General features: G+C 31.2%; 17 protein-coding genes and 2 tRNA genes. 16 read left to right on the top strand and 3 right to left on the bottom strand.

Translation table 11 applies throughout. From position 1 onward, the window contains the following. Window positions 1–28: 28 nt before the first annotated feature. Window positions 29–1,576, bottom strand: a complete 1,548-nt coding sequence (locus tag BIV18_RS02440) for an alanyl-tRNS synthetase (RefSeq protein ID WP_075659139.1) — start codon at window positions 1,574–1,576, stop codon at window positions 29–31. A gap of 75 nt (window positions 1,577–1,651) precedes the next feature. Between BIV18_RS02440 and BIV18_RS02435 the strand changes: the two genes are divergently transcribed. From BIV18_RS02435 to BIV18_RS02415, 6 genes are all read left to right on the top strand, one after another. Next, complete coding sequence (locus BIV18_RS02435; protein ID WP_075659138.1) at window positions 1,652–3,934, top strand: DNA internalization-related competence protein ComEC/Rec2; 2,283 nt, start codon at window positions 1,652–1,654, stop codon at window positions 3,932–3,934. Continuing rightward, window positions 3,897–4,208, top strand: a complete 312-nt coding sequence (locus BIV18_RS10910; protein ID WP_235860769.1) for a DNA polymerase III subunit delta — start codon at window positions 3,897–3,899, stop codon at window positions 4,206–4,208. Before BIV18_RS02435 ends, BIV18_RS10910 begins: the two co-directional genes overlap by 38 nt. Beyond that, on the top strand, window positions 4,184–4,909 hold the full coding sequence (gene holA, locus BIV18_RS10905) for a DNA polymerase III subunit delta (RefSeq protein WP_416351106.1): 726 nt from the start codon (window positions 4,184–4,186) through the stop codon (window positions 4,907–4,909). Before BIV18_RS10910 ends, holA begins: the two co-directional genes overlap by 25 nt. Before the next feature lie 141 nt (window positions 4,910–5,050). Further along, entirely contained in the window at window positions 5,051–5,320 is a 270-nt protein-coding gene (gene rpsT, locus BIV18_RS02425; protein WP_075659137.1) for a 30S ribosomal protein S20, read from the top strand. A 512-nt stretch (window positions 5,321–5,832) separates the two neighbouring features. Then, window positions 5,833–5,909, top strand: a tRNA-Arg gene (locus BIV18_RS02420). Between the two features lie 39 nt (window positions 5,910–5,948). Then, window positions 5,949–6,035: transfer RNA gene (locus BIV18_RS02415), tRNA-Leu, on the top strand. Between the two features lie 67 nt (window positions 6,036–6,102). On the opposite strand, the gene BIV18_RS02410 is transcribed toward BIV18_RS02415, so the two are convergent. Together BIV18_RS02410 and BIV18_RS02400 are read right to left on the bottom strand one after the other, a co-directional pair. After that, window positions 6,103–7,413: an ISL3 family transposase gene (locus BIV18_RS02410; protein ID WP_075659136.1), complete on the bottom strand. Its 1,311-nt coding sequence runs from the start codon at window positions 7,411–7,413 to the stop codon at window positions 6,103–6,105. 389 nt (window positions 7,414–7,802) lie between these two features. Then, window positions 7,803–8,345: a hypothetical protein gene (locus BIV18_RS02400; protein WP_075659134.1), complete on the bottom strand. Its 543-nt coding sequence runs from the start codon at window positions 8,343–8,345 to the stop codon at window positions 7,803–7,805. A gap of 372 nt (window positions 8,346–8,717) precedes the next feature. Here BIV18_RS02400 and murJ point away from each other — a divergent pair, with 372 nt between their 5' ends. The 10 genes from murJ to fusA all read left to right on the top strand — a co-directional run bounded on the left by murJ (window position 8,718) and on the right by fusA (window position 23,885). Further along, the gene (gene murJ, locus BIV18_RS02395; protein ID WP_075659133.1) at window positions 8,718–10,217 is read left to right on the top strand and encodes a murein biosynthesis integral membrane protein MurJ; all 1,500 of its coding nucleotides are present in this window, start codon (window positions 8,718–8,720) and stop codon (window positions 10,215–10,217) included. A 69-nt stretch (window positions 10,218–10,286) separates the two neighbouring features. Continuing rightward, window positions 10,287–10,610, top strand: a complete 324-nt coding sequence (locus BIV18_RS02390) for a DsrE family protein (RefSeq protein ID WP_075659132.1) — start codon at window positions 10,287–10,289, stop codon at window positions 10,608–10,610. Between the two features lie 154 nt (window positions 10,611–10,764). Further along, the gene (rpoB, locus tag BIV18_RS02385; RefSeq protein ID WP_075659131.1) at window positions 10,765–14,502 is read left to right on the top strand and encodes a DNA-directed RNA polymerase subunit beta; all 3,738 of its coding nucleotides are present in this window, start codon (window positions 10,765–10,767) and stop codon (window positions 14,500–14,502) included. Between the two features lie 37 nt (window positions 14,503–14,539). Next, window positions 14,540–18,139 carry a DNA-directed RNA polymerase subunit beta' gene (gene rpoC / locus BIV18_RS02380; protein ID WP_075659130.1) on the top strand — a complete coding sequence of 1,200 codons (3,600 nt, stop codon included), beginning with the start codon at window positions 14,540–14,542 and terminating at the stop codon, window positions 18,137–18,139. Window positions 18,140–18,270: 131 nt separating this feature from the next. After that, window positions 18,271–19,293: a P1 family peptidase gene (locus BIV18_RS02375; protein ID WP_083635517.1), complete on the top strand. Its 1,023-nt coding sequence runs from the start codon at window positions 18,271–18,273 to the stop codon at window positions 19,291–19,293. A 93-nt stretch (window positions 19,294–19,386) separates the two neighbouring features. Continuing rightward, entirely contained in the window at window positions 19,387–20,031 is a 645-nt protein-coding gene (locus tag BIV18_RS02370; RefSeq protein WP_075659128.1) for a hypothetical protein, read from the top strand. Further along, a complete protein-coding gene (locus BIV18_RS02365; RefSeq protein WP_075659127.1) occupies window positions 20,019–20,624 on the top strand; it encodes a hypothetical protein in 606 nt (201 codons plus the stop codon). The genes BIV18_RS02370 and BIV18_RS02365 overlap by 13 nt, the downstream gene beginning before the upstream one ends. Window positions 20,625–20,818: 194 nt before the next feature. Next, complete coding sequence (rpsL, locus tag BIV18_RS02360; protein ID WP_019124174.1) at window positions 20,819–21,232, top strand: 30S ribosomal protein S12; 414 nt, start codon at window positions 20,819–20,821, stop codon at window positions 21,230–21,232. 91 nt (window positions 21,233–21,323) lie between these two features. Beyond that, entirely contained in the window at window positions 21,324–21,794 is a 471-nt protein-coding gene (gene rpsG, locus BIV18_RS02355; RefSeq protein WP_075659126.1) for a 30S ribosomal protein S7, read from the top strand. A 15-nt stretch (window positions 21,795–21,809) separates the two neighbouring features. Continuing rightward, window positions 21,810–23,885 (top strand): elongation factor G, encoded by a 2,076-nt coding sequence (gene fusA / locus BIV18_RS02350; RefSeq protein WP_075659125.1) that lies wholly within the window; start codon window positions 21,810–21,812, stop codon window positions 23,883–23,885. Window positions 23,886–23,903: the final 18 nt, after the last annotated feature.

The raw sequence follows: 23,903 nt of genomic DNA, 5'->3' as shown, positions 1-23,903 counted from the left end.
TCAGCCCTTTTTGATTTTTAACTTTAATTTATTTTGCATATTTTTTAATTTCAATTAAAAAGCTTTCCATAATTCTTGTCATGTCGCTTTCCTTGCATTGCAAATCAAGAGTGTACATATTGCCAGTTCCTATAAATTCAAAATAGCCTTCTAATTTTTTATAAATTTTCTTTAGGTCAAAATTTAGATTTTGTGAGCGAAGTATTATTATTTTTGACCTATCACCATTTTTTAGTCCATAAATTTGTATGAAATTGTCTTCTTTAAGAATGTAATTTGAAATTTCACGAAGCTCTTTTAAATTTACATCCTTTAGAACTTTGTAGATGTAATTTATGCCAGATACATCTGTAGCAAAGCGTTTAAAAGATTCCACTGCTTGGTAGAAGATAGGAGATTTTTCCTTATTGTCATTAGAGGAATTTTGCACAAGCTCATTATTTAGTTTTTCAACATTTTTATTTTTTTGAGTTTCTTTAATTTCATTTTTTGAAGAATAGTCTTTACTTTTAACTTCTTTGTTTAAATTTTTAAAAGATTCTAGCTTATATTTTTCGTGGAAAAATTTTGAATCGTATTTTTCTTTTTTTGCAGCTTCAATAACTCTATTTTGTTGAGGAATTTTTACAGATTTATTATTTTTTTCCTTACTCTCAAAAGTTTTATCAGTGATAATGTCTTTCTCTAGTTCAGATGAAATTTCAATATGAGAATTTTTTACGTCTTTTAGGACTTTTTCAGGTTCACAAATTTTTTCTAATTTATCAACTTTTATAAACTCATCATTTTTTTTCAATTCATTATCCTTTTGAGAGTTGATGATTTTTTCTTGCTTTGATTTTTTTTCTATATTGTTAGCACTTTTTGACTTTAATTTTTTCACATCGGAAAACACATTTTCTATGCTGTCGCTATTAAGGTACATCTTCATATTTTCAAGAGTGTTGATGGAACTTCTCGCAAGTTTGTAGGCATTTTCTCCAGATACAATTGTAAGTCTAATAGCAGAATTTATTTTGTCAACTGAAGAAATAAGGATCATTCCAATTTCGCCAGTTCTTTTCAGTGCAGGACCCTCATAAGAAATTTTTGCAAGCCTTTCAATTGATAAATAATTATCAAAATTTTCAATTGCTAAATTAGAGAAGACTGCATAATTCGCAAGGGACTCAATATTTTTAAGGGTCATAAATTTAAAATCCTTTGATTTCACATCTATGTAAGAAGAGTTTTTTCCAACTTTATAATTTAAAATTTCTGAATTTGTATTGCTTGTAAGGAAATATCTTATTAGTGCATTGCCAAGATTTTCTTGCATCAAAAGAAGCCTAGTCTTCCAGTTTATTTCAATTTCAACTTCCTTTTTATTTTCATCTATTTTAAAATAATTTTTATTACAAGATAAAAATTGAGGATCTTCCCCGTTTATTTTAATTTCATCAGCTAAAAGATTTTCGCTTCCAGTGAAGAAGGGTGCCTCTTCAAGCTTTCCATAAGTAATTCCCTTTCGATTTATTTTATCAATTATTTTTAATTTATAATTTTTTTTGTAAGGATTTTTGTATTTTGAATTCATAATTACCTCCTACAATATATTATCATATTTCGTGACTTCACGCTTTAAAAAGATATATAATAAGAGGGGGTGTATATGTATTTATTTGGAGCAATTTTTTTGGGAATTTTACTTTCAATTTTTACAAAAATGAGTTTGTTAACGGCAATTCTTTTCTGGACTTTAGCCCTTGTACTTGTGATGAAAAAAGGAGATAAAAAATTATTTTTATTTCCTATAATAATTTTTGCGGTTTACATAAATTTTAATTTTAGAGATTATAAAATAGAAGATTTTTCTGGAGAAGTCATAGGAAAAGTTATTTCTTCAAAAGAAGATAGATCTATACTTAAAACAAGTTCCATAAGTGGTAAAAAGCTTAACACAAAAATTCTAGTCTACGAGAAATTAGAAGGTGGAGCAAATTATAAAATTTTTGGAAAATTTAGTTCGCCACTTCCTGCAATGAATTATGGGACTTTTGATTTTGAAAAAAACAACAAGTCTCAAGGAATTTACGCTATTGGAAATATAAAAAGCTGTAAAAAGATTTCTGAGCCAAGTGTTTTTTATAGACTTTCAAATTTTTGTATTGATAGGGCGAAAAAATTTTATTCAGAGAATTTAGATGAGAGAAATTCAAATTTAATGTCTTCGATTGTCCTTGCAGATAAATCTTTAATTGAAGAAGGGGATAGAGATAGATTTAATAACCTTGGCATCAGTCACATCTTAGCTGTGTCTGGTCTTCACATTGGCGTTTTAGCTATTTTTTTGGAAAGTATAACAAAGAAAATTACAAAAAATAGAAAAATAACAGATTTTGTAGTTACAATGGCATTGCTTTTTTACATAATTACTATTGGTTTTCCCATTTCTGCTCTGCGTGCCTTTTTGTTTTTTCTTCTATACAAGGGAAATATCTATTTAAAAAAAGATTTAGACGTGAAAAAAATTTATTTTCTAAGTCTATCCATAATTCTATTTATTAATCCCATGGCAATTTATTCAATTTCAATGATTATGTCCTATGGTGCGATTTTTGGACTAGTTTTTGTCTACCCAGCATTAAACAGCAAAGTGGCTGGCAGTGGAATTATTAAAAAATCCATATTGGGAACAGCATCTACATTAATTTCGATTTTCCCAATAATAAATTATTATTTTGATGGTTTTTCTATTTTAGTATTTATAGTAAATTTAGTGATTGTGCCAATTTATTCAGCTATAATTTCTCTTGGATTTATTCTAGGTGTGGGAATTTTACCAAGATTACTTGGCAATATTTTAAATATTTTAATGAATGCAACTTATGGTTTGGAGAGTCTATTTATTTCAAGGGGAAGTTTTTTCACAACAATAAGAGCTTTTAAATTTGAGTATATTTTTGCCTACTACATTTTACTTATATTGATTTTATATCGACACAAGTTAAAAGAAATTATTGTGCCAAATATTAAAGTAATTGAAATTTACATAGTAGTATTCTTTGTAGTAACATCTTTAGGAATACTTGAAGATTACCATACCTACAAAGAATGTCATCTTTACATAGGCCAAGGGGACTCTACATTAATTAGTTTTCGAGATAAAAATTATTTAATAGACACTGGTGGAGCGAGATATGAAAATAAAATTGCGGAAAAATTTTTATTTCCAACTTTAAAGGTAAGAGGAATTTCAAAAATCGACGGAATATTTCTATCTCACTTTGACGACGATCACGCTGGAAACTTGAATAAACTCGTAAAAAAATATAATGTAAAAAATGTATATATAAATCATTTGCCAAAAGATCCAAAAATTTTAGAAGATGCAAAAAAATTTTCTAAAGTCATAATGCTAAAAAAAGGCGATATTATAAAAATTTCTAAGGATACAAAAATTGAAGTAATAAGCGATTTTTTAAATAGCGAAGATGAAAACGACAATTCCATGGTATTATTAATAGATCACAGAGGTTTTAAAACACTTTTTACTGGCGATATTTCAGAAAAAGTTGAAAAAGAAATAAATAGTAAAATTGATATTTTAAAGGTTGCCCATCATGGTTCAAAAACTTCAACTTCAAGTGAATTTTTGGACAATACTAAGCCAAAAATTGCTATAATTTCAGCAGGAGTCGACAATTCCTATGGTCATCCACATCAAGAAGTAATACAGAATTTAGAAAAACATGATATTATATATTATATCACGGCAAAAGACGGCGAAGTGGATTTAAAAATGCAGAGCGACAAGCTTAAAATTGACACAAAAAAGGAAGAAGTAGATTTAAAATTTTATATTTTGCTAATAATTTTAAATACAACTTTATTATACATTGTAGCGAGGGAAAATTATGAATTACAAACAAATTTACAGAGACGAAACACATAGTGGAGCCTATTTATTTTTTGGAAAAGAAAAGTATTTAATAGAAAATGCCCTTAGTTACCTAATTAATAAATATGTAAAGGGTACAGAAGCCTTTAATTATACTAAATTTAATGGAGTTGATGTAAAACCAGAAGACATTATTTCTGCCTGCGAGACTTATCCTGTTATGAATGACAAAAAAATTGTCCTCGTTAGAGATGTCTGCGATTTTCTAAGCGAACATGAATTAAAGAACTCTTTTATGATTTCTTGGACCAATTATCTGATTTTATAATTTTAATTTTCTGGGACACTCAAAGCATTAAAAAGACTACAAAATTTTATAAATACTTTCACAAGAAAAATAGAGATATGGAATTTGACAAACTTGGTCCAGCTGATCTCAGAAATTTTATAAAGGGATATTTTATAAGAAAGGGAAAAACAATCAATAATAGTGAAGTTGCTATTTTTATCCAAGAAAGCGGATATAATTCAAAAAATGAAGATGTGAGACTTCTCGATTTAAATTCTGAAATGGATAAAATTGCAGCAGTAGCAAAAGATAAAGTTATAAAGGAAAGTGATATAAGAAGTATAATTTCAGATAATATAGACACAAATATTTTTAAATTTTTAGATGCAATGCTTAGTAGAAATACAGAAATTGCAATTGAAGAATTTCACAATCTCAACAAATTAGGAGAACCACTACCTCTAATTTTCCACATGATCATTAGACAGGTTAAAAACCTATTGTCCTATAAAATTTTATCTGAAAAAGATTTGAGCAGAAATGATATTATGAATAAAATGGATGTAAAAAAATTTGAATTTGAAAAAAAAATATTAATCAACGAGAGAAATTTTTCAAAAAAATTTTTATTAGAATTTTATGATGAATTAATTAAAGCAGATGAACTCTTCAAAACTTCTTCTGTAGATGAAATTGTAATTTTAGAGACAATTATTATAAAATATTGCAATAATTTATAATTTTGAAATAATATCAAAGTAAAAAAGTGTAACATATGTCTTGATAGTTAAGAGACTTACTCAAAAGTATGCAAAAAGAACCTTGCAATGAATGTAAATTCGTGGTAAAATAGCAAAAGCGTTAAATATGGAGGTGAAATAATGGCAAATATTAAATCAGCTATTAAGAGAATAGATGTAGCTAAAAGGAATTCTGAACGCAACAAACCTATAAGAACTGAAATGAAAAATGCAGTTAAAAATTTTAGAGTTGCACTTGAGGAAAATAGACTTGATGATGCGAAAGAACTTTTAATAGTTGCAGACAAAAAATTAAAAAAAGCTGCTAACAAAAATGTAATTCATAAAAAACAAGCTTCCAGAAAGCTAAGTCGACTAGCTAAGGAACTTAACAGTAAAATCGCTGGCTAAGAGAAATTTTCCCGGGAAAGTTTCTCTCTTTTTGTTTTAGAGAACAAAGGTGATGTTACAGAATAGACAGTCCTATTCAATTCATCACCTTTTTATTATTTATGATGCTAATTATTTAGCTTCATTGTCAAAACTTGTATAGAATATCATGTAGTACAATATCTAAAAGAAATATTATATCATTATTCTTACAGAACCAAATAATTTGAAATTCATATTATCATAAGATTTTTATTTTTAATAGATTTCTTAATTGGTAAGTTAAAAATTATGAGGGGAAAGGATTTGACCTTTGCTTAATCCTATAATTTAGCAAGTTTTTCATAAGCTTTTTTATTTTTATCTCTTGACTATCAAGACAAAAATAGACTAAAAATAAAGCAGGCTATTGACAAGGATGAATAAAAGCCATATAATATCCAATGTAGCTAAGTTTAGGCAGACTATTGTCTACTAGGATAAATATTCATAAAACTAAAAAGGGATTAAATAACTGCCAATTTTGCAAATATGTATCCTTAGCTCAGCTGGATAGAGCGTCTGGCTACGGACCAGAAGGTCGGGGGTTCGAATCCTCTAGGATACGCCATCAAAAACTTGTAATTTAAATTACAAGCTTTTTTGTTTTGCAGGAGTGCTGGAATAGGCAGACAGGCATGTTTGAGGGGCATGTGCGAGAAATCGCGTGAGGGTTCAAATCCCTCTTTCTGCACCAAAGTCTACTTAACAATTTAGGTTCTTTGTCAAATAGTGTTGGTGAATAAAAATTAATGATATATGGTTTATGTCTTATGGCTTAAACCATATATTTTTTTATGGTAAAAACATAAAAAAATTCTTAATCTAAAATTATCAAAAGAACGATAGCCATATGAGATTCTCTTAATAACTTTGATCTTGTTGTTAATACCTTCAACCTTTCCATTGTTGTAATTAGTATTTAAAGTATTCTTAATCTTTTCTAAATGTTTGATAGCTGTACTTATCGCTGCCTTAATTTTGCTATATATTTCCCCATACTCATCAGGTTTAAATTCCTGCAAAATAGTTTTTAAAGTGTCAAAATTTTTCTCTCTAATAGCAAATAAAATATTTTGGATTAAGTCATAAATCTTCCTGAAAGAATAGTCAAAATCTAAAATATGTTCAACTATTTCTTTTTGAGAGATAAATCCTTTAAAACAAGGAAAACTCTTAAAATGTGTTGATATTAACTTAGCCTTAGGAAGCAATAATAACTTCCAGTACCTTTTTAAACACCTATACTCATGAGAGTCTGTTTTAAACTTCTTCATTAGTTGAACTCTTGCCATATTAAAAGCACGAGTAAAATTTTGAACAATATGGAACTTATCAAGAACAATACAAGCGTTTTTAAAAACCTTTTTAACAAGTTCCATATAGGGAGAGTAAATATCACAAACAACAATCTTAACTTGATCTCTAACTCTTCTTGGGAATCTTAGAAAATAAGTGTCTAATTTAAATAGTCTCCTATCAGGAAGTATATCAATAATCTCACCAGTAATAGAATTGGTACAAATAAAGCTCATAGCGCCTGATACATTTTTAGTAGACTTAAATTCATCTATAGATAGTATCGGTGGAAGATAAGAAAAATCCTGTTTAAAGGATTTACTCCATTCTTTAAAAACTCTAACAACGGTGTTAGGGCTGACACCATTAGATTCAGCAATAGACTTAAAGGATGAAATTTCAGTAAGATCTACAGCAATCTTTCTTTTTACATCATTAGATATATTAGAATACTCATTAACTATATTGGTTTTAGCACTAAAGGTAGAACCGCACTCTTTACATAAAAATCTTTGCTTTTTTAGAAAAAGAATAGTCGGTATATTAGAAACATCAGGAAGTTTAATCTTACAAATCTTAGTACCATATTTTATAATATTAAAAGATTCATTAACATGACCGCAACATGGGCAAACCTCTGGGGTGTAAGTTAATTTTCCATAAATAAATTTAGTGTCTATGTACTTAACTTTTTTGACAATAATATTTTCAGTATCAATTACTATATTTTTATCTTTAATGTTCAACAAATCTTTTATATAATTATTAATAGACATAGAATCACTCCTTGGTATTTGGTAGCAACTATATTTTATAGGAATGTGATTTCTATGTCTATTTTTTATACATTTCCATACAAAAATAGTGCTGATGATTTCTCACCAACACTATTTATTATAGAACCTTTAAGCTTTTAAATTAAAGGATATTGTTAATATTTTAAACTTATTTATTTTTATTCAATTCTTCCTTATATAAAAGATATGTTCCCAATATAGTTGAAATATATAAGTAATTTCTCATATATTCTACTGAATCAAAATATCTTAAGTTCAAGAAAGTGTGCATAGGAATTTTTTCTAAAAGATTTAAAAGAATAAGAAGTATATACGTTAATACAAAAGGGTTAATAAATACTAATATTAATAAAAATTTTTTTTTCATATTATATTCTATCACTCATCCAAATTGATCCACTTACAGAAATGTGGTCATAAAAACGTGAAGTGTAGGATGCAGTATAGGAACCATTAATTATTTTTCCATTTGCACCAATACTTATAAAATGAGTAGTGCTACCTTGGTTATATATATCGCCATATAGATCATATACCATACTGCTAGAATTCACAATTTCTGCATACATATTACCAGAATAAATTTTACCGTTGCCATCAATAGCGATATTTGAAATACTATCCATTCGTCCGTGGTCTAGGTAACATCTAACAATTAAATTAATTTTATAATTATAGTTATTTGAATGTATCGTTTTTTTGAATAAGTAAGATCCATTTAATTCATCGTCATATCCAGCAGGGACACATATTCCATTAGCATTTAATTTATATATCGAAACATCTGAATCTGTAATGTTAATTGTACCATTTAATGATTCATTTACTTGAGAGGACTGAGTATCTGTCTTTGCAAAACAAAAAGATGGTATAAAACAAAATAACAATAAAATAACAAAGAACTTTTTCATTATTTACCTCCAATACTAGATTAAAAATATAATTGTTACAATATCCTTTAAATTAATTATAATGATTTGCAAACGTTTCGTCAAATAATAATTCATAAATATTTATATCTTTATGATTATGTAAAGTTGTTAGGAGAAAAACTTATAAACTTTAAATTTTAGGGTAAGAATTTTATCCTTTTTATATAAATGAAATATATTTTATAAATATTTTTTATAATTGGCGTGCCTATTTATCTATTAACTTTTATATCTATTTAAATAATATTATGTTATAACTTAATACTAAGTTAGTTGCTTGTAATATTTCTTAAATAAATATATAATTACTTGGGGTTTAACCCGAGTTTTTTTATTTTATAAGGAGAAAAGATGAAGACTTCATATATATTAATGATAATTACAATTGTATCAAAGATCTTTGGGCTTTTGAGAGAAAAGGCACTGGCATACTTTTTTGGCGTTGGCATGGTGGCAGATATTTTTCTAATTGCATTCCAACTTCCCATGACTTTTACAAATGTAATTAGTGGTGCTGTTGCAAATGGATACATACCAATGTACGATAAAATAAAGACGAGAGAAGACAAAAAAAGTGCTGATGCTTTTACTGCCAATCTTTCAAATATTATTTTAATTGTCTTTATTATAGTGACTATATTTTCAATTATTTTTGCAAGACCACTTGTAAAATTAATGGCTGAAGGTTTTGAGGGAGAAAAACTTGAAAGGGCAATTTTTGTTTCAAGAGTTGCCATGCTTTCTATTGCAGTTACTGCTGTGAGTTCAATCTACAAGGCTTACTTGCAAATTTATGAAAAATTTATAGTTTCAGTTCTGCATTCAATTCTCATGAATATTATTTTAATTGCTTCCATGGGAATCTCTTACAAAATTGGAATAAATTATCTTGCCATAGGAATTTTACTTGCCTTTGTTTTCCAATATGCAATTTTTATTTTGCCAATTAAAAATCTGGGATATAAACATAACTTAAAAATTGATTTTAACAAGGACATGAAGGCGATGTTCCTTTCCATACTTCCAATTTTAATTTCTACTTCAGCAATTGAAATTAATTTTATGATTTCTCGTTCCATTGCATCGGGAGCTTATTCTGGAGGAATTTCAATTTTAAATTATGCTTACAAACTCCAAAGTTTTGTAACGGGAATTGTTGTAACATCAATTATCACTGCGACTTATCCAAAGTTTGCAAATTTTGGCTCAAAAAGAGATTTTAAAAATTTAAAGTTTGCTCTTTCGGAGGGCCTTTCTAATATGTTGCTTTTAGTTGTGCCAGCAGCCTTTGGTTTATATATTTATTCCTTTCCAATAGTAAATCTTTTATTTGTCGGTGGAGAATTTTCTGTTGATGACGCTAGGATTACTGCCACGGTTTTATCTTTTTTTGCCTTTGGAGTAATTGGAATTGGCGTGAGAGAAATTATATCGAGAGTTTTTTATTCTCTTGGCGACAACAAAACTCCAGTGATAAATTCGATATTAATAGTGGCAATTAATATTTTTCTAGCATTTTTACTTTCAAAAACAATGGGAATAAAGGGAATTGCCCTTGCAACTTCCATTTCTTTTATAGTTGGAGCAATTGCACTTTATATTCCGTCAATCAAATTAATTGGGAATGTATTTAATAAAAAGCTTTTTATAAATGTAATTAAAATATCTATTGCATCAGCTACGATGGCATTTGGTTCCAAAATTTTTTACAATATTTTGACTAAAAATTTTGGAGTTAATCTATCCCTTATTATTTCCATAGCAATTGCTGGAGCAATTTATTTAATTTTATTAATCTTATTTAAAGTTGATGAAATAAAAGAAATTGTTAAATTAATATTAAAAAAATAGCAATACAGCAATTTGTCTTTTATTTTTCTATTTAATAGTGTAAAATATTAGCAATAAGGAGTGATAGATATGAAGGTAATTTTTCATGTAGTAGAAGTGGATAAATGGTCTGCTGTAATTTCAAATGTTAGAGATTTACTAGATAATTTTGATGATATAAAAATTGAAATAATTGCAATGTCAAAAGCTGCATCTCTTTTCAATAGATACTCTGGTGTTGATTTCGAAGGAGTAATTGGAAATCCTAAAGTAAATATCACAATAGGAAAAAAAGCTTTGGAAGAAAATAACCTTTCAAAGGAATTAATTCCTGTAGGAATTAATATAGAGGAATTAGTTATAACAAAAATAGTAAAACTTCAAAACGAAGGTTACGCTTACATTAGACTTTAAAAAGATTCTGCCAAAATTGGCAGGATTTTTTTGTTTTAAAACTTGCAAGTTGTCATAAAAAATGATAAAATATCTATTTGCATAATAACAATTAGAGTGGTGATTTGTACTCTAATTTGATACACTCATTTGAAAGGCTAGGGTGAGAAAATTAATGGTACATCCTGTTAAATATGGGAAACGTGAGAGAATGAGTTTTTCTCGTGTAGATGAAGTTATGTCACTTCCAAATCTCCTTGACGTGCAGACTTCTTCATATAAATGGTTAATTGAAGAAGGGTTAAAGGAAGTTTTTGATGACGTATCTCCTATCGAGGATTACTCTGGCAATTTAATTTTGGAATTTGTCGATTACCATTTATCTGACGATATAAAATATGATATTGACGAATCAAAACAAAGAGACACTAATTATTCTGCGCCACTAAAGGCAAAGGTAAGACTTATCAACAGTGAAACTGGAGAAGTAAAGGAACAAGAAGTCTTCATGGGAGATCTTCCTCTTATGACACCAACAGGTACCTTTGTAATTAATGGAGCTGAACGTGTAGTTGTTTCACAACTTGTAAGAAGCCCAGGAGCATATTATAAGGAAGAAAGAGATAAGACTGGTAAAAAAATCTATTCAGCAACACTTATTCCAAATAGAGGAGCTTGGCTTGAATTTGAAACTGACGCTCAAGGTGTAATAAATGTAAGAATTGATAGAACTAGAAAACTTCCAATAACAGTTCTATTAAGAGCATTGGGAGTTGAATCTAACCAAGAAATAATTGACGTTCTTGGTGAAAGTGAAACACTTTTAAAAACACTTGAAAAAGATATTACTACTAATAAGAATGAAGCTTTACTTGAAATTTATAAAAAGTTAAGACCAGGTGAACCACCTACTATTGATTCAGCACAATCACTTTTTGAAAACATGTTTTTTGATGACAGGCGATATGATCTTGCAAGAGTTGGAAGATATAAATTTAATAAAAAATTAGGAATTAGTGCAAGGATAGAAAGCAATATTACTGCAGAAGATATAATAGATCCTATGACAGGCGAAATCTTGGCAGAACAAGGGGAACTATTAACTAGATCAAAGGCTGAAAAAATTGAAGCAGCTGGAGTAAATCAAGTTTTTATAAAGACTGATGAAAATTTTGAACACGCAACAGATAAGACAATTGTAATAGGAAATAATTTTACTTTTGTCGATGCTTATGAGCTTGATTTTGACATGAAAGAGCTTGGTTTTAAAGAAAAAGTTTATAGACCACTTTTTGATGAACTTTATGAAGAATATTCTGAAGACACAGAAAAATTCAAGGAAGAACTTGAAAAAGCACATAAAGAATTATCTCCAAAACATATTTTAATTGATGATATTATTGCTGGAATTAATTATGAATTTGGACTTATGAATAATGTTGGTTCAGTTGACGACATTGATCACCTTGGAAACAGAAGAATAAGATCTGTTGGAGAACTTCTTCAAAATCAATTTAGAATTGGTATTTCAAGAATGGAAAGAGTTATCCGTGAAAGGATGACAGTTCAAGATGTTGACGCAACTACGCCACAATCACTTATAAATATTAGACCTGTAACAGCTGCTATAAAAGAATTTTTCGGTTCTTCACAACTTTCACAATTTATGGACCAAAACAATCCTCTATCAGAATTAACTCACAAAAGAAGGTTATCTGCACTTGGACCTGGTGGGTTGAGCAGAGATAGAGCGGGATTTGAAGTGCGTGACGTCCATAACTCACACTATGGAAGAATGTGTCCTATTGAAACACCAGAAGGTCCAAATATTGGACTTATTACATCACTTACAACTTACGCAAGAATTAACGAATATGGTTTTATTGAAACACCATATCGTAAAGTTGTAGATGGAGTTGTAACTGATCAAATTGATTATCTAACAGCCGATGTTGAGTACGAACAAATCATTGCACAAGCTGACGAAAGACTTGATGAAAACAATAAATTCGTTGAAGATAGAATTGCAGCCAGAGGTCATGGCGGTAATGCCGATATATTTGACATTAAAGATGTAAACTATATGGACGTTTCACCTCAACAAATAGTTGCGGTTGGAACTTCTATGATCCCTTTCTTAGAAAACGACGACGCAAACAGAGCTCTAATGGGTGCAAATATGCAGCGTCAAGCAGTACCTCTATTAAAGACTGAAGCACCTATTGTCGGAACTGGAATTGAATACAGGGCTGCAAAGGATTCAGGGGTTGTAGTAGTATCTAAAAACAAGGGAATTGTTAAAAAAGTTGATGCCGACCACATTGAAATCGAAAGAGAAGCTGACAAGGGCATTGACAATTATAAATTACACAAATTTATGGGCGGAAACCAAGGAACTACAATTAACCAAAGACCAATAGTTAATGTAGGTGATATTGTAGAAGCTGGCGAAATTATTGCAGATGGGCCAAGCACAGATCAAGGCGAAATGGCTCTTGGCAAAAATATCCTTATAGCATTTATGAACTGGGAAGGATATAATTACGAAGATGCTATGCTTGTAAGTCAAGAACTTGTAATTGACGATGTGCTAACTTCACTTCATATTGAAGAATATGAATCTGAAGCAAGGGATACTAAACTTGGACCTGAAGAAATAACAAGAGATATTCCAAATGTTGGGGAAGATATGTTAAAGGATCTTGATGCAAGAGGAATAATAAGAATTGGTGCAGAAGTTAAACCGGGAGATATCCTTGTTGGAAAGGTAACTCCTAAGGGAGAAACTGAACTTTCTGCAGAAGAAAGACTTCTTCGTTCAATCTTTGGTGAAAAAGCAAGAGAAGTAAGAGATACTTCATTAAGACTTCCTCATGGAGAACAAGGTATTGTTGTCGATGTAAAGACCTTTAATAGATCAGAAGGTGACGAACTTCAGCCAGGGGTAAATGAAATGGTAAGAGTTTTTGTCGCAACAAAGAGGAAGATTCAAGTTGGAGATAAAATGTGTGGTCGCCATGGCAACAAAGGGGTTATTTCAAGGGTTATGCCTAAGGAAGATATGCCTTATATGCCAGATGGTACACCTATCCAAATAGTTCTTAACCCACTAGGAGTCCCTTCTCGTATGAATTTAGGACAAGTTCTTGAAGTTCACTTGGGACTTGCAGCCAAAAAACTAGGATGGCATGTTGCTACTCCAGTATTTGACGGCGCAAATGAAAATGACATTTTTGATACATTGGAAGAAGCGGGATATTCTAGAGATGGTAAAATTCAACTAAGAGACGGTAGAACTGGAGAAGAATTTGACCACCCTGTAACCGTTGGCTACATGTATATGTTAAAGCTTCACCATTTAGTCGATGAAAAAATCCACGCTCGTTCAACTGGTCCTTATTCACTAGTTACACAACAACCACTTGGAGGAAAAGCACAATTTGGTGGACAAAGATTTGGAGAAATGGAAGTTTGGGCTCTAGAAGCATATGGTGCAAGCTATACTCTACAAGAAATGTTAACCGTTAAGTCTGACGACATTGTGGGTCGTGTTAAGACTTACGAAGCGATTGTAAAGGGCGAAAACATTCCACAACCAGGAGTTCCTGAATCCTTTAAAGTTTTAATAAAGGAATTACAAGCACTTGCTCTTGATATTCAAGTACTTGATGAAAATGGAAATGAAGTTGATCTTGAAGTTGATGAAGATGAATTGACAAAAATAGATAATATTGACGATAAAAACACTAGATCAGACGATGATATAAAGGAACTTATTGAACACACAGGAACTGCAAATATTGGCATCAGAACAATTTCAAACGATGAAGTTGAGTCTTTTGAAAATAGTCACTTTTATGAAGAAGATGATGAAGAAGACTATTTTGATGAATCCGATGAATCTGAAGATTAATTAGTTATTTTAATTAATAGGAAAGGAGAAGTGCTCCTTGAGCGAACATGAATTATTCCATTCAATAAAAATTGGACTTGCTTCACCACAAAAGATTAGATCATGGTCTTATGGCGAAGTAAAAAAACCGGAAACTATAAATTACAGGACATTAAAACCTGAAAAGGAAGGTTTATTTTGTGAAAAAATATTTGGACCTACTAAGGATTGGGAATGTTCCTGTGGAAAATATAAGAGAGTAAGATACAAGGGAGTAGTCTGCGAAAAATGTGGCGTTGAAGTTACAAAATCCAAGGTTCGTCGTGAAAGAATGGGTCATATTGAACTTGCTGCTCCAGTATCACATATTTGGTATTTTAAGGGCATACCTTCAAGAATGGGTCTTGTTTTAGACATGAGCCCTAGAGCTCTTGAAAAAGTTCTTTACTTTGCATCTTATGTAGTGACAGAAGTTGAACCAGGCGAAACAACTTTATATGAAAAACAACTTCTTTCAGAAATTGAATATAGAGAATTTAAAAAAGAATATGGCGACAAATTTACTGCAAAAATGGGAGCAGAAGCCATAAGAGATCTTCTAGTAAAAGTTGACCTACAAAGGGAAAATGACGAACTTACACAAGAACTTCAAGATGCAACGGGGCAAAAGAAAATTAGAATTACAAGAAGACTTGAAGTAATTGACGCTTTCATCCAATCAGACAATAAACCTGAATGGATGATACTAGATGCAATCCCAGTAATCCCACCAGATTTAAGGCCAATGGTGCAACTTGACGGTGGTAGATTTGCAACAAGCGACTTAAATGATTTATATAGAAGAATTGTAAATAGAAATAACAGACTTAAAAAGTTAATGGACATCAACGCTCCCGACATAATCGTAAGAAATGAAAAGAGAATGTTACAAGAATCTGTTGATGCTCTTATTGACAATGGTAGAAGAGGAAGACCTGTAACTGGTCCTGGAAACAGACCACTTAAATCACTTTCAGAAATGTTAAAGGGTAAACAAGGGCGTTTTCGTCAAAATTTACTTGGAAAGAGAGTTGACTACTCAGGCCGTTCTGTAATCGTAGTTGGGCCAGATCTTAAATTCTACCAATGTGGACTTCCAAAGAACATGGCTCTTGAACTTTTCAAACCTTTTGTAATGAGAGAACTTGTAAAGAGAGAATTAACTTACAACATTAAGTCTGCAAAGAGAATGGTTGAAAGAGGAAAAGACGAAGTTTGGGATGTACTTGAAGATGTTATCAAGGATCATCCAGTTCTTCTTAACCGTGCACCGACACTTCACAGACTTGGTATTCAAGCCTTTGAACCAGTTTTAGTAGAAGGCAAGGCGATTAAACTTCACCCACTTTCTTGTACAGCATATAACGCAGACTTTGACGGAGATCAAATGGCAGTCCATTTGCCACTATCTACAGAAGCACAAGCTGAAGCAAGACTATTAATGCTTTCGACAAATAATATTTTGGCGTTAAAGGATGGTAAGCCAATTACTACTCCTACTCAAGATATGGTACTAGGCTCTTACTATCTAACACTAGATAGAAAGGATAAATTAAAGGGAGATGGCTCAATTTACAGAAACTTTGACGAAATGTTTCACGCTTATGAATCAGGCTTTTTACACCTACAATCCCATGTATCTGTGAGAAGATTTGCTGATGAAAAGGACAAGAGAGGTAAAATTGTGTCATCAACTGTGGGTAGATTTATTGTAAATGAATTTATTCCGCAAGATTTAGGTTTTGTAAATAGAGATGAAGACAAATATTCTCTTGAAATTGATCAAGTTGTAGACAAAAAACTTCTTGGTAAAATAATCGAAAAAACTTATAAAAAACATGGCAATATAAAAACTGCAAAACTTCTTGACAATATTAAAGCTACAGGATATCACTACTCAACTATTGGAGCAATTTCAATTTCAATGGGTGATGTACAAATTCCAGATACTAAGCCAGAAATTTTAGCTAATGCAGAAAAAGAAGTTGCCAAATATGAAAAAGCCTTTAGAAGAGGTCTTATATCAGATGAAGAAAGATATGAAAAAGTAATTGAAATTTGGAACAAAGCAACTGATGACTTAACAGAGGATGTAATGGAAGGATTCGATGCCTTAAATAATATTTACATCATGGCGGACTCAGGAGCCAGAGGTTCTAAGAACCAAATTAGACAACTTGCAGGCATGCGTGGACTTATGGCATCACCTTCAGGTAGAACTATAGAAGTTCCAATTACTTCAAACTTTAGAGAAGGTCTTTCAGTACTTGAATTCTATATGTCAGCTCACGGTTCTAGAAAGGGTCTTGCCGATACAGCACTTAGAACGGCCGACTCTGGATACTTGACAAGAAGACTCGTAGACGTATCACAACAAGTAATAGTGTCTGAAGAAGACTGTGGTACTGATGAATACTTGGTGGCAAGAGCCTTTAAAGATGGCAAAGAATTAATAGAATCACTTGCCGATAGAATTGAAGGAAGATATTCCTTTGAAGATATATTAAACCCAGAAACTGGAGAAATCATTGTAAAGGCAAATGAAGTTATCTCAGATGACGACGCACTTTTAATTGAATCACTTGGAATAGAAGAGGTAAAAGTTAGATCAGTCCTTGGATGTAAGTCTAAAAACGGAGTGTGCGCTCATTGCTACGGCAAAAACCTTGCAACAGGATCACATATAGGAATTGGAGAAGCAGTTGGCGTAATTGCAGCTCAATCAATTGGTGAACCGGGAACACAACTTACAATGAGAACTTTCCACACTGGTGGAGTAGCTGCAGCAGCTGATATCACTCAAGGTCTTCCGAGAGTTGAAGAACTTTTTGAATCAAGAAAGCCAAAGGGACTTGCAATTATTGCAGAACGTGGCGGAGTTGTCGATATTAAAGAATCAAATAAAAAGAGAGAAGTTCTTATAACAGCAGAAGATGGAACAGTTGATTCTTATAACATCGTCTATGGATCAAGATTAAAAGTTAAACAAGGCGACGAAGTTGAAGCAGGTGACGAACTTACACAAGGTTCAGTATATCCACAAGATTTACTACGTGTAAAAGGTGAAAAGGGTGTACAAGAATATATTGTAAAAGAAGTTCAAAGAGTTTACAGACTTCAAGGGGTAGACATAAACGACAAGCATATTGAAATAATCGTTAGACAAATGCTATCAAAGTGTAAGATAGAAGATGCAGGAGATACAGATTTACTTCCAGGATCACTTGTAAATGTAGTTGATTACAAAGAAGCAAACAAAAAAGCAAAAGAAGAAGGTAAAGAACCGGCAATTGGTCATGTAAACCTTCTTGGAATTACAAAGGCATCCCTTGCAACAGATTCCTTCTTATCAGCAGCATCCTTCCAAGAAACAACTAGAGTTCTTACAGATGCAGCAATAAAGGGCAAGGAAGATAAACTTGAAGGACTAAAAGAAAATATAATAATTGGACAGCTTATCCCAGCAGGTACTGGTGCCCGAATAAATTCCAAAGTACAAATTGGCATAGATGAGAGATTAAAGGAAGATTATAATATATTAGAAAATTCTGAAGTTATTTCTAAAGATGAAATCAAAAATGAATTAAAAGAAGAAGTTACTATTTCAGAAGAAGAATAAAGAATAAAAGGCTCTATGTCAAATATTGGGGAGACTCGTTAACTTGAGTCTCTCTTTTTATGTAAAAATAATTTATTATGTAAGATGAAAAATAATTTATTTGATATAATTCACTTATAAGGAGTGATAATTTGAAAATTTTTACTGATAGGAAAAAGGGGCCTTTAAATAAAATAACAGATGTTGAGGGCATTAGAGTTGGGCACTCTACAATTAATGATGGCAAAATAAAAACTGGAGTTACTTGCATCATGCCCCATGGTGGCGATATTTTTAAAGAAAAACTAATTGGAGCATCTTACATAATTAATGGCTATGGAAAAAGCCTGGGTTTAATTCAACTTGATGAACTTGGCACACTTGAGTCTCCAATTTTTATGACAAACACTATGAGCATTGGAGAAGTTTTAAATTCATCTATGAAGTGGATGATTGATAAATACAAAGATGTGGGAAATAAAAGCGGTGCTCCAAATATTATTGTTACTGAATGCAATGACGGAGTAATAAACGACATGAGAGGGCTTCATGTAAAAGAAAAAAATGTACTTGAAGCAATTGAAAATATTTCTGAAGATTTTGAAGAAGGATCAGTTGGAGCTGGAACTGGTATGATTTCCTTTAATTTAAAAAGTGGTATTGGTTCATCTTCAAGAATTATTGAAATTAAGGGCAAAAATTATACACTTGGTAGTCTTGTTCTTTCAAATTTTGGAAAGATAAAAGATTTAAAGATAGGAAATAGAGAAATTGGTTGCCAAATGTATTTAAAATCTAAGGAAAAAAAAGAGGGAAAAGACAAGGGTTCAATTATTATAATAATTGCAACAGATATACCTCTAAGTGCAAGGCAGTTAAAAAGAGTAGCCAAGAGATCTGCAATTGGTCTAGGAAATGTTGGATCTTTCTTGGGTCATGGTTCTGGCGATATTGCCATAGCTTTTTCCACTGCCAATAAAATTAAAGATAATACTTTTGAAGATATAAGAATTTTAAGAGAAGATTTATTAGATGAAGTATTTAAAGCTTGTGCAGAATCAGTGGAAGAATCTATTATTAATTCTTTAATTTATTCAAAGTCAGAAATAAGTAAAGATGGTAAAAGAATATTTTCTCTTGAAGATAACTTAAAAAATCTGGGCATTGATTTTTAATTTTTTAACTTCTTTAAAATTTTATGGTGGTGCTAAAATAAATTAAGAAAGAAAAGTTTTTATTTATTAATAAAAGATTTTTGAGGTGAATTAATGAGTGATTTAACAATATATGTATTAGTGGCAATTTTTGCGTCAGCCTTAGTCACTTTTATTTACATAAGAGAAAATAAGAAAGAAGAAAAAGATTCTGAGAATGACATAATATACTCCTTCTTAATAACAAATTTTTTAATCTTAGAATATTACTCTGATATTTATCAAAATATTGGTCTCATAATTATTATCAGCATGTTCGTATATTTTGTAATTTGGGCTATTTATAAACTTTACACAGATAGCTTAAGGGGAAAGAAGTTATTGGAAAATAAAAATGAGCCTAAGTGGAGGATTTTATTTATTTCCATATCTTTTATATTAATAGCAAGCCTTAGCTTTTTAGAATTAAAAGATGGGGATACTATTTTTGGATACAATAAAAGTGCCTTTCAAAAAATTTTAATAATTTCAATCTTTTTTCTAACCTACATTAAAATAATTTTAGACATGAGAATTTTAAAAAGTATTTTATTTAAAAGAGATATTTGGAAAAGGGCTTTTATTATTTCAGAGATTATCTTGATTTTAATATTTGCTTTAGGAAGTGCCTACAACATAAAAAATGCCAGCCGTTTTGATTTTTATGTAGAAAGAGAAAATCATCAAGAAATACCAGGAGAGGAATTATGGAATCATTAATTTTATTATTTTTTATACCAGCCATACTTATATCTTCAATAATTCCATTAACTTATAGATATAAAGAAAAAAGAGGAATAGAAACTGAAAGTAGCGTTATAGTGGAAAACTACATATATGCTTTTACTATGATGTCTTTTTGGATTGGCATTGTTTTTAGTCAAAATAAGCCATATATATATTTAGCAGTTTTTGGTCTTGTAGCATATTTTGTTTACAGAACTTACACAGAAGATATTTTGAAAAATAAGTACAAAGACGACCCAAGACTTTATAAAATAACAACAATTATTGCACAAGCTATTCTTATAATTTATCAACTAATATTTTTTATGACACTTGAAGATGGTCATAAAATCAATTCCTTTAAAAAAATTGAGTTTTCAATTGTTTTGTCATGCTGTATATTAGTTATCTTGTGGCTTAGCTATTATTTATCAAAAAAATTACTTTCTAAAATTTTTGTAGAAAAAGATAATTACAGAAAAACTTTTATTAGTTTTCAAATTTTATTTTTATTAATTTTTATTTTCTTTACTATCTATAACTTCATAAACATTAATAGATTTGATTTTTATTTAGACAGAATTTAGGATAAAAAAATTATAAGGAGTTAAAACTTAAAATAATTTAAAAAATATGAGAATTTGGCGAATTTCTCATATTTTTTATTGACTTAATTGTTTTGTAATGGTAAAATTGATGAGTATTTGAGATGAAAAGGCTACCTGATACTAGGTAGTCTTTGAAATGTCTAATGCTATTATTAAAATAGGAGGTGCAATTAATGCCTACAATTAACCAATTAGTAAGAAATGGTAGAAAGAAAATTCACAGTAAATCTAAGTCACCAGCTCTTGATGTAAATTATGACACACTTAAAAAAGTTGAAACTGAAGTTAATTCTCCACAAAAAAGAGGAGTATGTGTTGCAGTAAGAACAGTAACACCTAAGAAACCGAATTCAGCTCTTAGAAAAGTTGCCAGAGTTCGTTTGACAAATGGATACGAAGTTATGGCTTATATTCCAGGAATCGGACACAACTTACAAGAACACAGTGTTGTTTTAATCCGTGGTGGAAGAGTTAAGGATTTACCAGGTGTTAGATACCATATTGTTAGAGGTACTCTTGATACAGCTGGAGTTACAGACAGAAAGCAATCTAGATCTAAATATGGTACTAAAAAACCTAAAAATTGATTGAATTTTTTATGAGAATTTATAGATTTTTGGCTTACGGGCTCAACCTGAGTACCAATGAATCGACTGAAAATAGTTAAGGAGGGAAGTTATGCCAAGAAAAGGACATATCCAAAAACGTGAAGTTATGGCTGATCCAATTTATAGTGATGTGGTTATCACTAAACTTATAAATAATGTTATGCTTGATGGGAAAAAAGGTACTGCTCAAAGAATTGTCTATGCAGCACTTGAAAAGATAGCAGAACAAACTGGAGAAGACGCACTTGAAATATTTTATAAGGCACTTAATAATGTAATGCCTGTGCTTGAAGTAAAGGGAAGAAGAATAGGCGGTGCTACTTACCAAGTTCCAATGGAAGTTAGACCGGAAAGACGTCAAACTTTAGGACTTAGATGGTTAGTTAAATATGCAAGAGCCAGAGGCGAAAAGACTATGGATGAAAGACTTGCAAAAGAAATACTTGATGCATCTAATGGATTAGGCGGAAGCGTTAAGAGAAAAGATGAAATGCATAGAACAGCAGAAGCTAACAAGGCCTTTGCTCACTATAGATGGTAATAAGGGGAGGAATTTATGGCTCGCGAAATACCATTAGAAAAATATAGAAATATTGGTATTATGGCCCATATTGATGCTGGAAAGACTACTACTACTGAACGTATTCTTTTTTACGCTGGAAAGATTCACAAAATAGGTGAAACTCACGAAGGTGCAGCACAAATGGACTGGATGGAACAAGAACAAGAAAGAGGTATTACAATTACTTCTGCGGCTACTACTGCTCACTGGAAGGGATACAGACTTAACATTATTGATACTCCAGGACACGTGGACTTTACAGTTGAAGTTGAAAGATCTCTAAGAGTACTTGATGGTGCAGTTGCACTTTTCGATGCGAAAAGTGGTGTAGAACCTCAATCTGAAACTGTTTGGAGACAAGCAGATAAATATCATGTTCCAAGAATTGCTCATATCAACAAGATGGATGTTACAGGAGCTGATTTCTTTAGATCAGTTGACACTATTGATAAAAAATTACATGGCAATCCAATTCCAATTCAAGTTCCAATAGGAGCTGAAGATACATTTATTGGAATGATTGATCTTGTTGAAATGAAAGCGGAAATTTACAAGGATGAGCTAGGAAAAGAAATCGAAATTACTGATGTTCCAGAAGAATACCTAGACCTTGCAAATGAATATAGAGAAAAATTAATTGAAAAAGCTTCAGAATTTGATGAAGACTTAATGATGGCTTATCTTGAAGGCGAAGAAATCGACAAAGAGCTTCTTAAAAAAGCTATAAGAAAGGGTACACTTGCTGTTGAAATTACTCCAGTATCTTGTGGATCTTCTTACAAGAATAAAGGAGTTCAACTTCTTCTTGATGCAATCATCGACTATCTTCCATCTCCAATTGATGTTCCTGCAATAATAGGTACTGACATGGATGGAAATGAAGTAGACAGACATTCATCAGATGATGAACCTTTTTCAGCACTTGCATTTAAAATTGTTACCGACCCCTATGTTGGTAAACTTGCCTACTTTAGAGTTTACTCTGGAGTATTACAAGCTGGTTCATATGTAATGAATTCAACTAAGGGCAAGAGAGAAAGAATCGGAAGAATTCTTCAAATGCACGCAAACAAAAGACAAGAAATTGAAGAAGTCCACGCAGGAGAAATTGCTGCAGCTGTAGGTCTTAAAGATACTACTACTGGTGATACTCTTTGTGATGAAAAGAGTTTAGTAATTCTTGAAAACATGGAATTCCCAGAACCAGTTATCTCTGTTGCAATTGAACCAAAGACTAAAGCTTCTCAAGATAAGATGGCTCTTGCATTAGCAAAACTTGCTGAAGAAGATCCAACTTTTAAAACATATACTGATGAAGAAACTGGTCAAACAATTATCGCAGGAATGGGTGAACTTCATCTTGACATAATTGTTGATAGACTTTTAAGAGAATTTAAAGTTGAGGCTAACATTGGTAACCCTCAAGTTTCTTATAGAGAAGGTATTAAGAAGGCTGCTGAAGGCGAAGCTAAATATGCTCGTCAATCAGGTGGTCGTGGACAATATGGTCACGCTAAAATCAGAATTGAACCTAATAAACCAGGCGAAGGTTTTGTATTTGAAAATGCCGTAGTTGGTGGTGCAATTCCTAAAGAATTTATTGGACCTACTCAACAAGGTATTGAAGAAGCATTAAAATCAGGTATTGTCGGCGGATACGAAGTACTTGATGTTAAGGTAACTCTTTATGATGGTTCTTATCACGAAGTTGACTCTTCTGAAATGGCATTTAAGATTGCTGGTTCTATGGCAGTTAGAGATGCACTTGCAAAAGCAGATCCAGTACTTCTTGAACCTATGATGAAGGTTGAAGTTACAACTCCTGAAGAATACATGGGAGATGTAATCGGAGATATTAACTCAAGACGTGGAAGAATGGAAGGTATGGAGCTTGTAGCTGGAGCTCAAATCGTTACAGCTTATGTACCACTAGCAGAAATGTTTGGTTACGCAACTAGCCTTCGTTCAAACACACAAGGAAGAGCAAACTACTCAATGCAATTTGATCACTACGAAGAAGTACCAGCATCAATTGCTGAAGAAGTAGTTGGAGATAAAAAGAAAAACTAATATTTAGGAGGATTAATA

Origin of the sequence: Peptoniphilus grossensis (genome assembly GCF_001940285.1) — a bacterium.
Lineage (GTDB): Bacteria > Bacillota > Clostridia > Tissierellales > Peptoniphilaceae > Peptoniphilus_A > Peptoniphilus_A faecalis.
This window is presented reverse-complemented; position numbering and strand designations above follow the sequence as displayed.

Excerpts from the sequence above, each read along its gene's own strand:
- BIV18_RS02390 (WP_075659132.1), top strand. The coding sequence starts at position 10,287 with ATGAAGGTAATTTTTCATGTAGTAGAAGTGGATAAATGGTCTGCTGTA.
- BIV18_RS02440 (WP_075659139.1), bottom strand. The coding sequence starts at position 1,576 with ATGAATTCAAAATACAAAAATCCTTACAAAAAAAATTATAAATTAAAA.
- murJ (WP_075659133.1), top strand. The coding sequence starts at position 8,718 with ATGAAGACTTCATATATATTAATGATAATTACAATTGTATCAAAGATC.
- BIV18_RS02435 (WP_075659138.1), top strand. The coding sequence starts at position 1,652 with ATGTATTTATTTGGAGCAATTTTTTTGGGAATTTTACTTTCAATTTTT.
- rpsG (WP_075659126.1), top strand. The coding sequence starts at position 21,324 with ATGCCAAGAAAAGGACATATCCAAAAACGTGAAGTTATGGCTGATCCA.
- fusA (WP_075659125.1), top strand. The coding sequence starts at position 21,810 with ATGGCTCGCGAAATACCATTAGAAAAATATAGAAATATTGGTATTATG.
- BIV18_RS02410 (WP_075659136.1), bottom strand. The coding sequence starts at position 7,413 with ATGTCTATTAATAATTATATAAAAGATTTGTTGAACATTAAAGATAAA.
- rpsT (WP_075659137.1), top strand. The coding sequence starts at position 5,051 with ATGGCAAATATTAAATCAGCTATTAAGAGAATAGATGTAGCTAAAAGG.
- BIV18_RS02370 (WP_075659128.1), top strand. The coding sequence starts at position 19,387 with ATGAGTGATTTAACAATATATGTATTAGTGGCAATTTTTGCGTCAGCC.
- rpsL (WP_019124174.1), top strand. The coding sequence starts at position 20,819 with ATGCCTACAATTAACCAATTAGTAAGAAATGGTAGAAAGAAAATTCAC.
- BIV18_RS10910 (WP_235860769.1), top strand. The coding sequence starts at position 3,897 with ATGAATTACAAACAAATTTACAGAGACGAAACACATAGTGGAGCCTAT.
- BIV18_RS02400 (WP_075659134.1), bottom strand. The coding sequence starts at position 8,345 with ATGAAAAAGTTCTTTGTTATTTTATTGTTATTTTGTTTTATACCATCT.
- BIV18_RS02365 (WP_075659127.1), top strand. The coding sequence starts at position 20,019 with ATGGAATCATTAATTTTATTATTTTTTATACCAGCCATACTTATATCT.
- rpoB (WP_075659131.1), top strand. The coding sequence starts at position 10,765 with ATGGTACATCCTGTTAAATATGGGAAACGTGAGAGAATGAGTTTTTCT.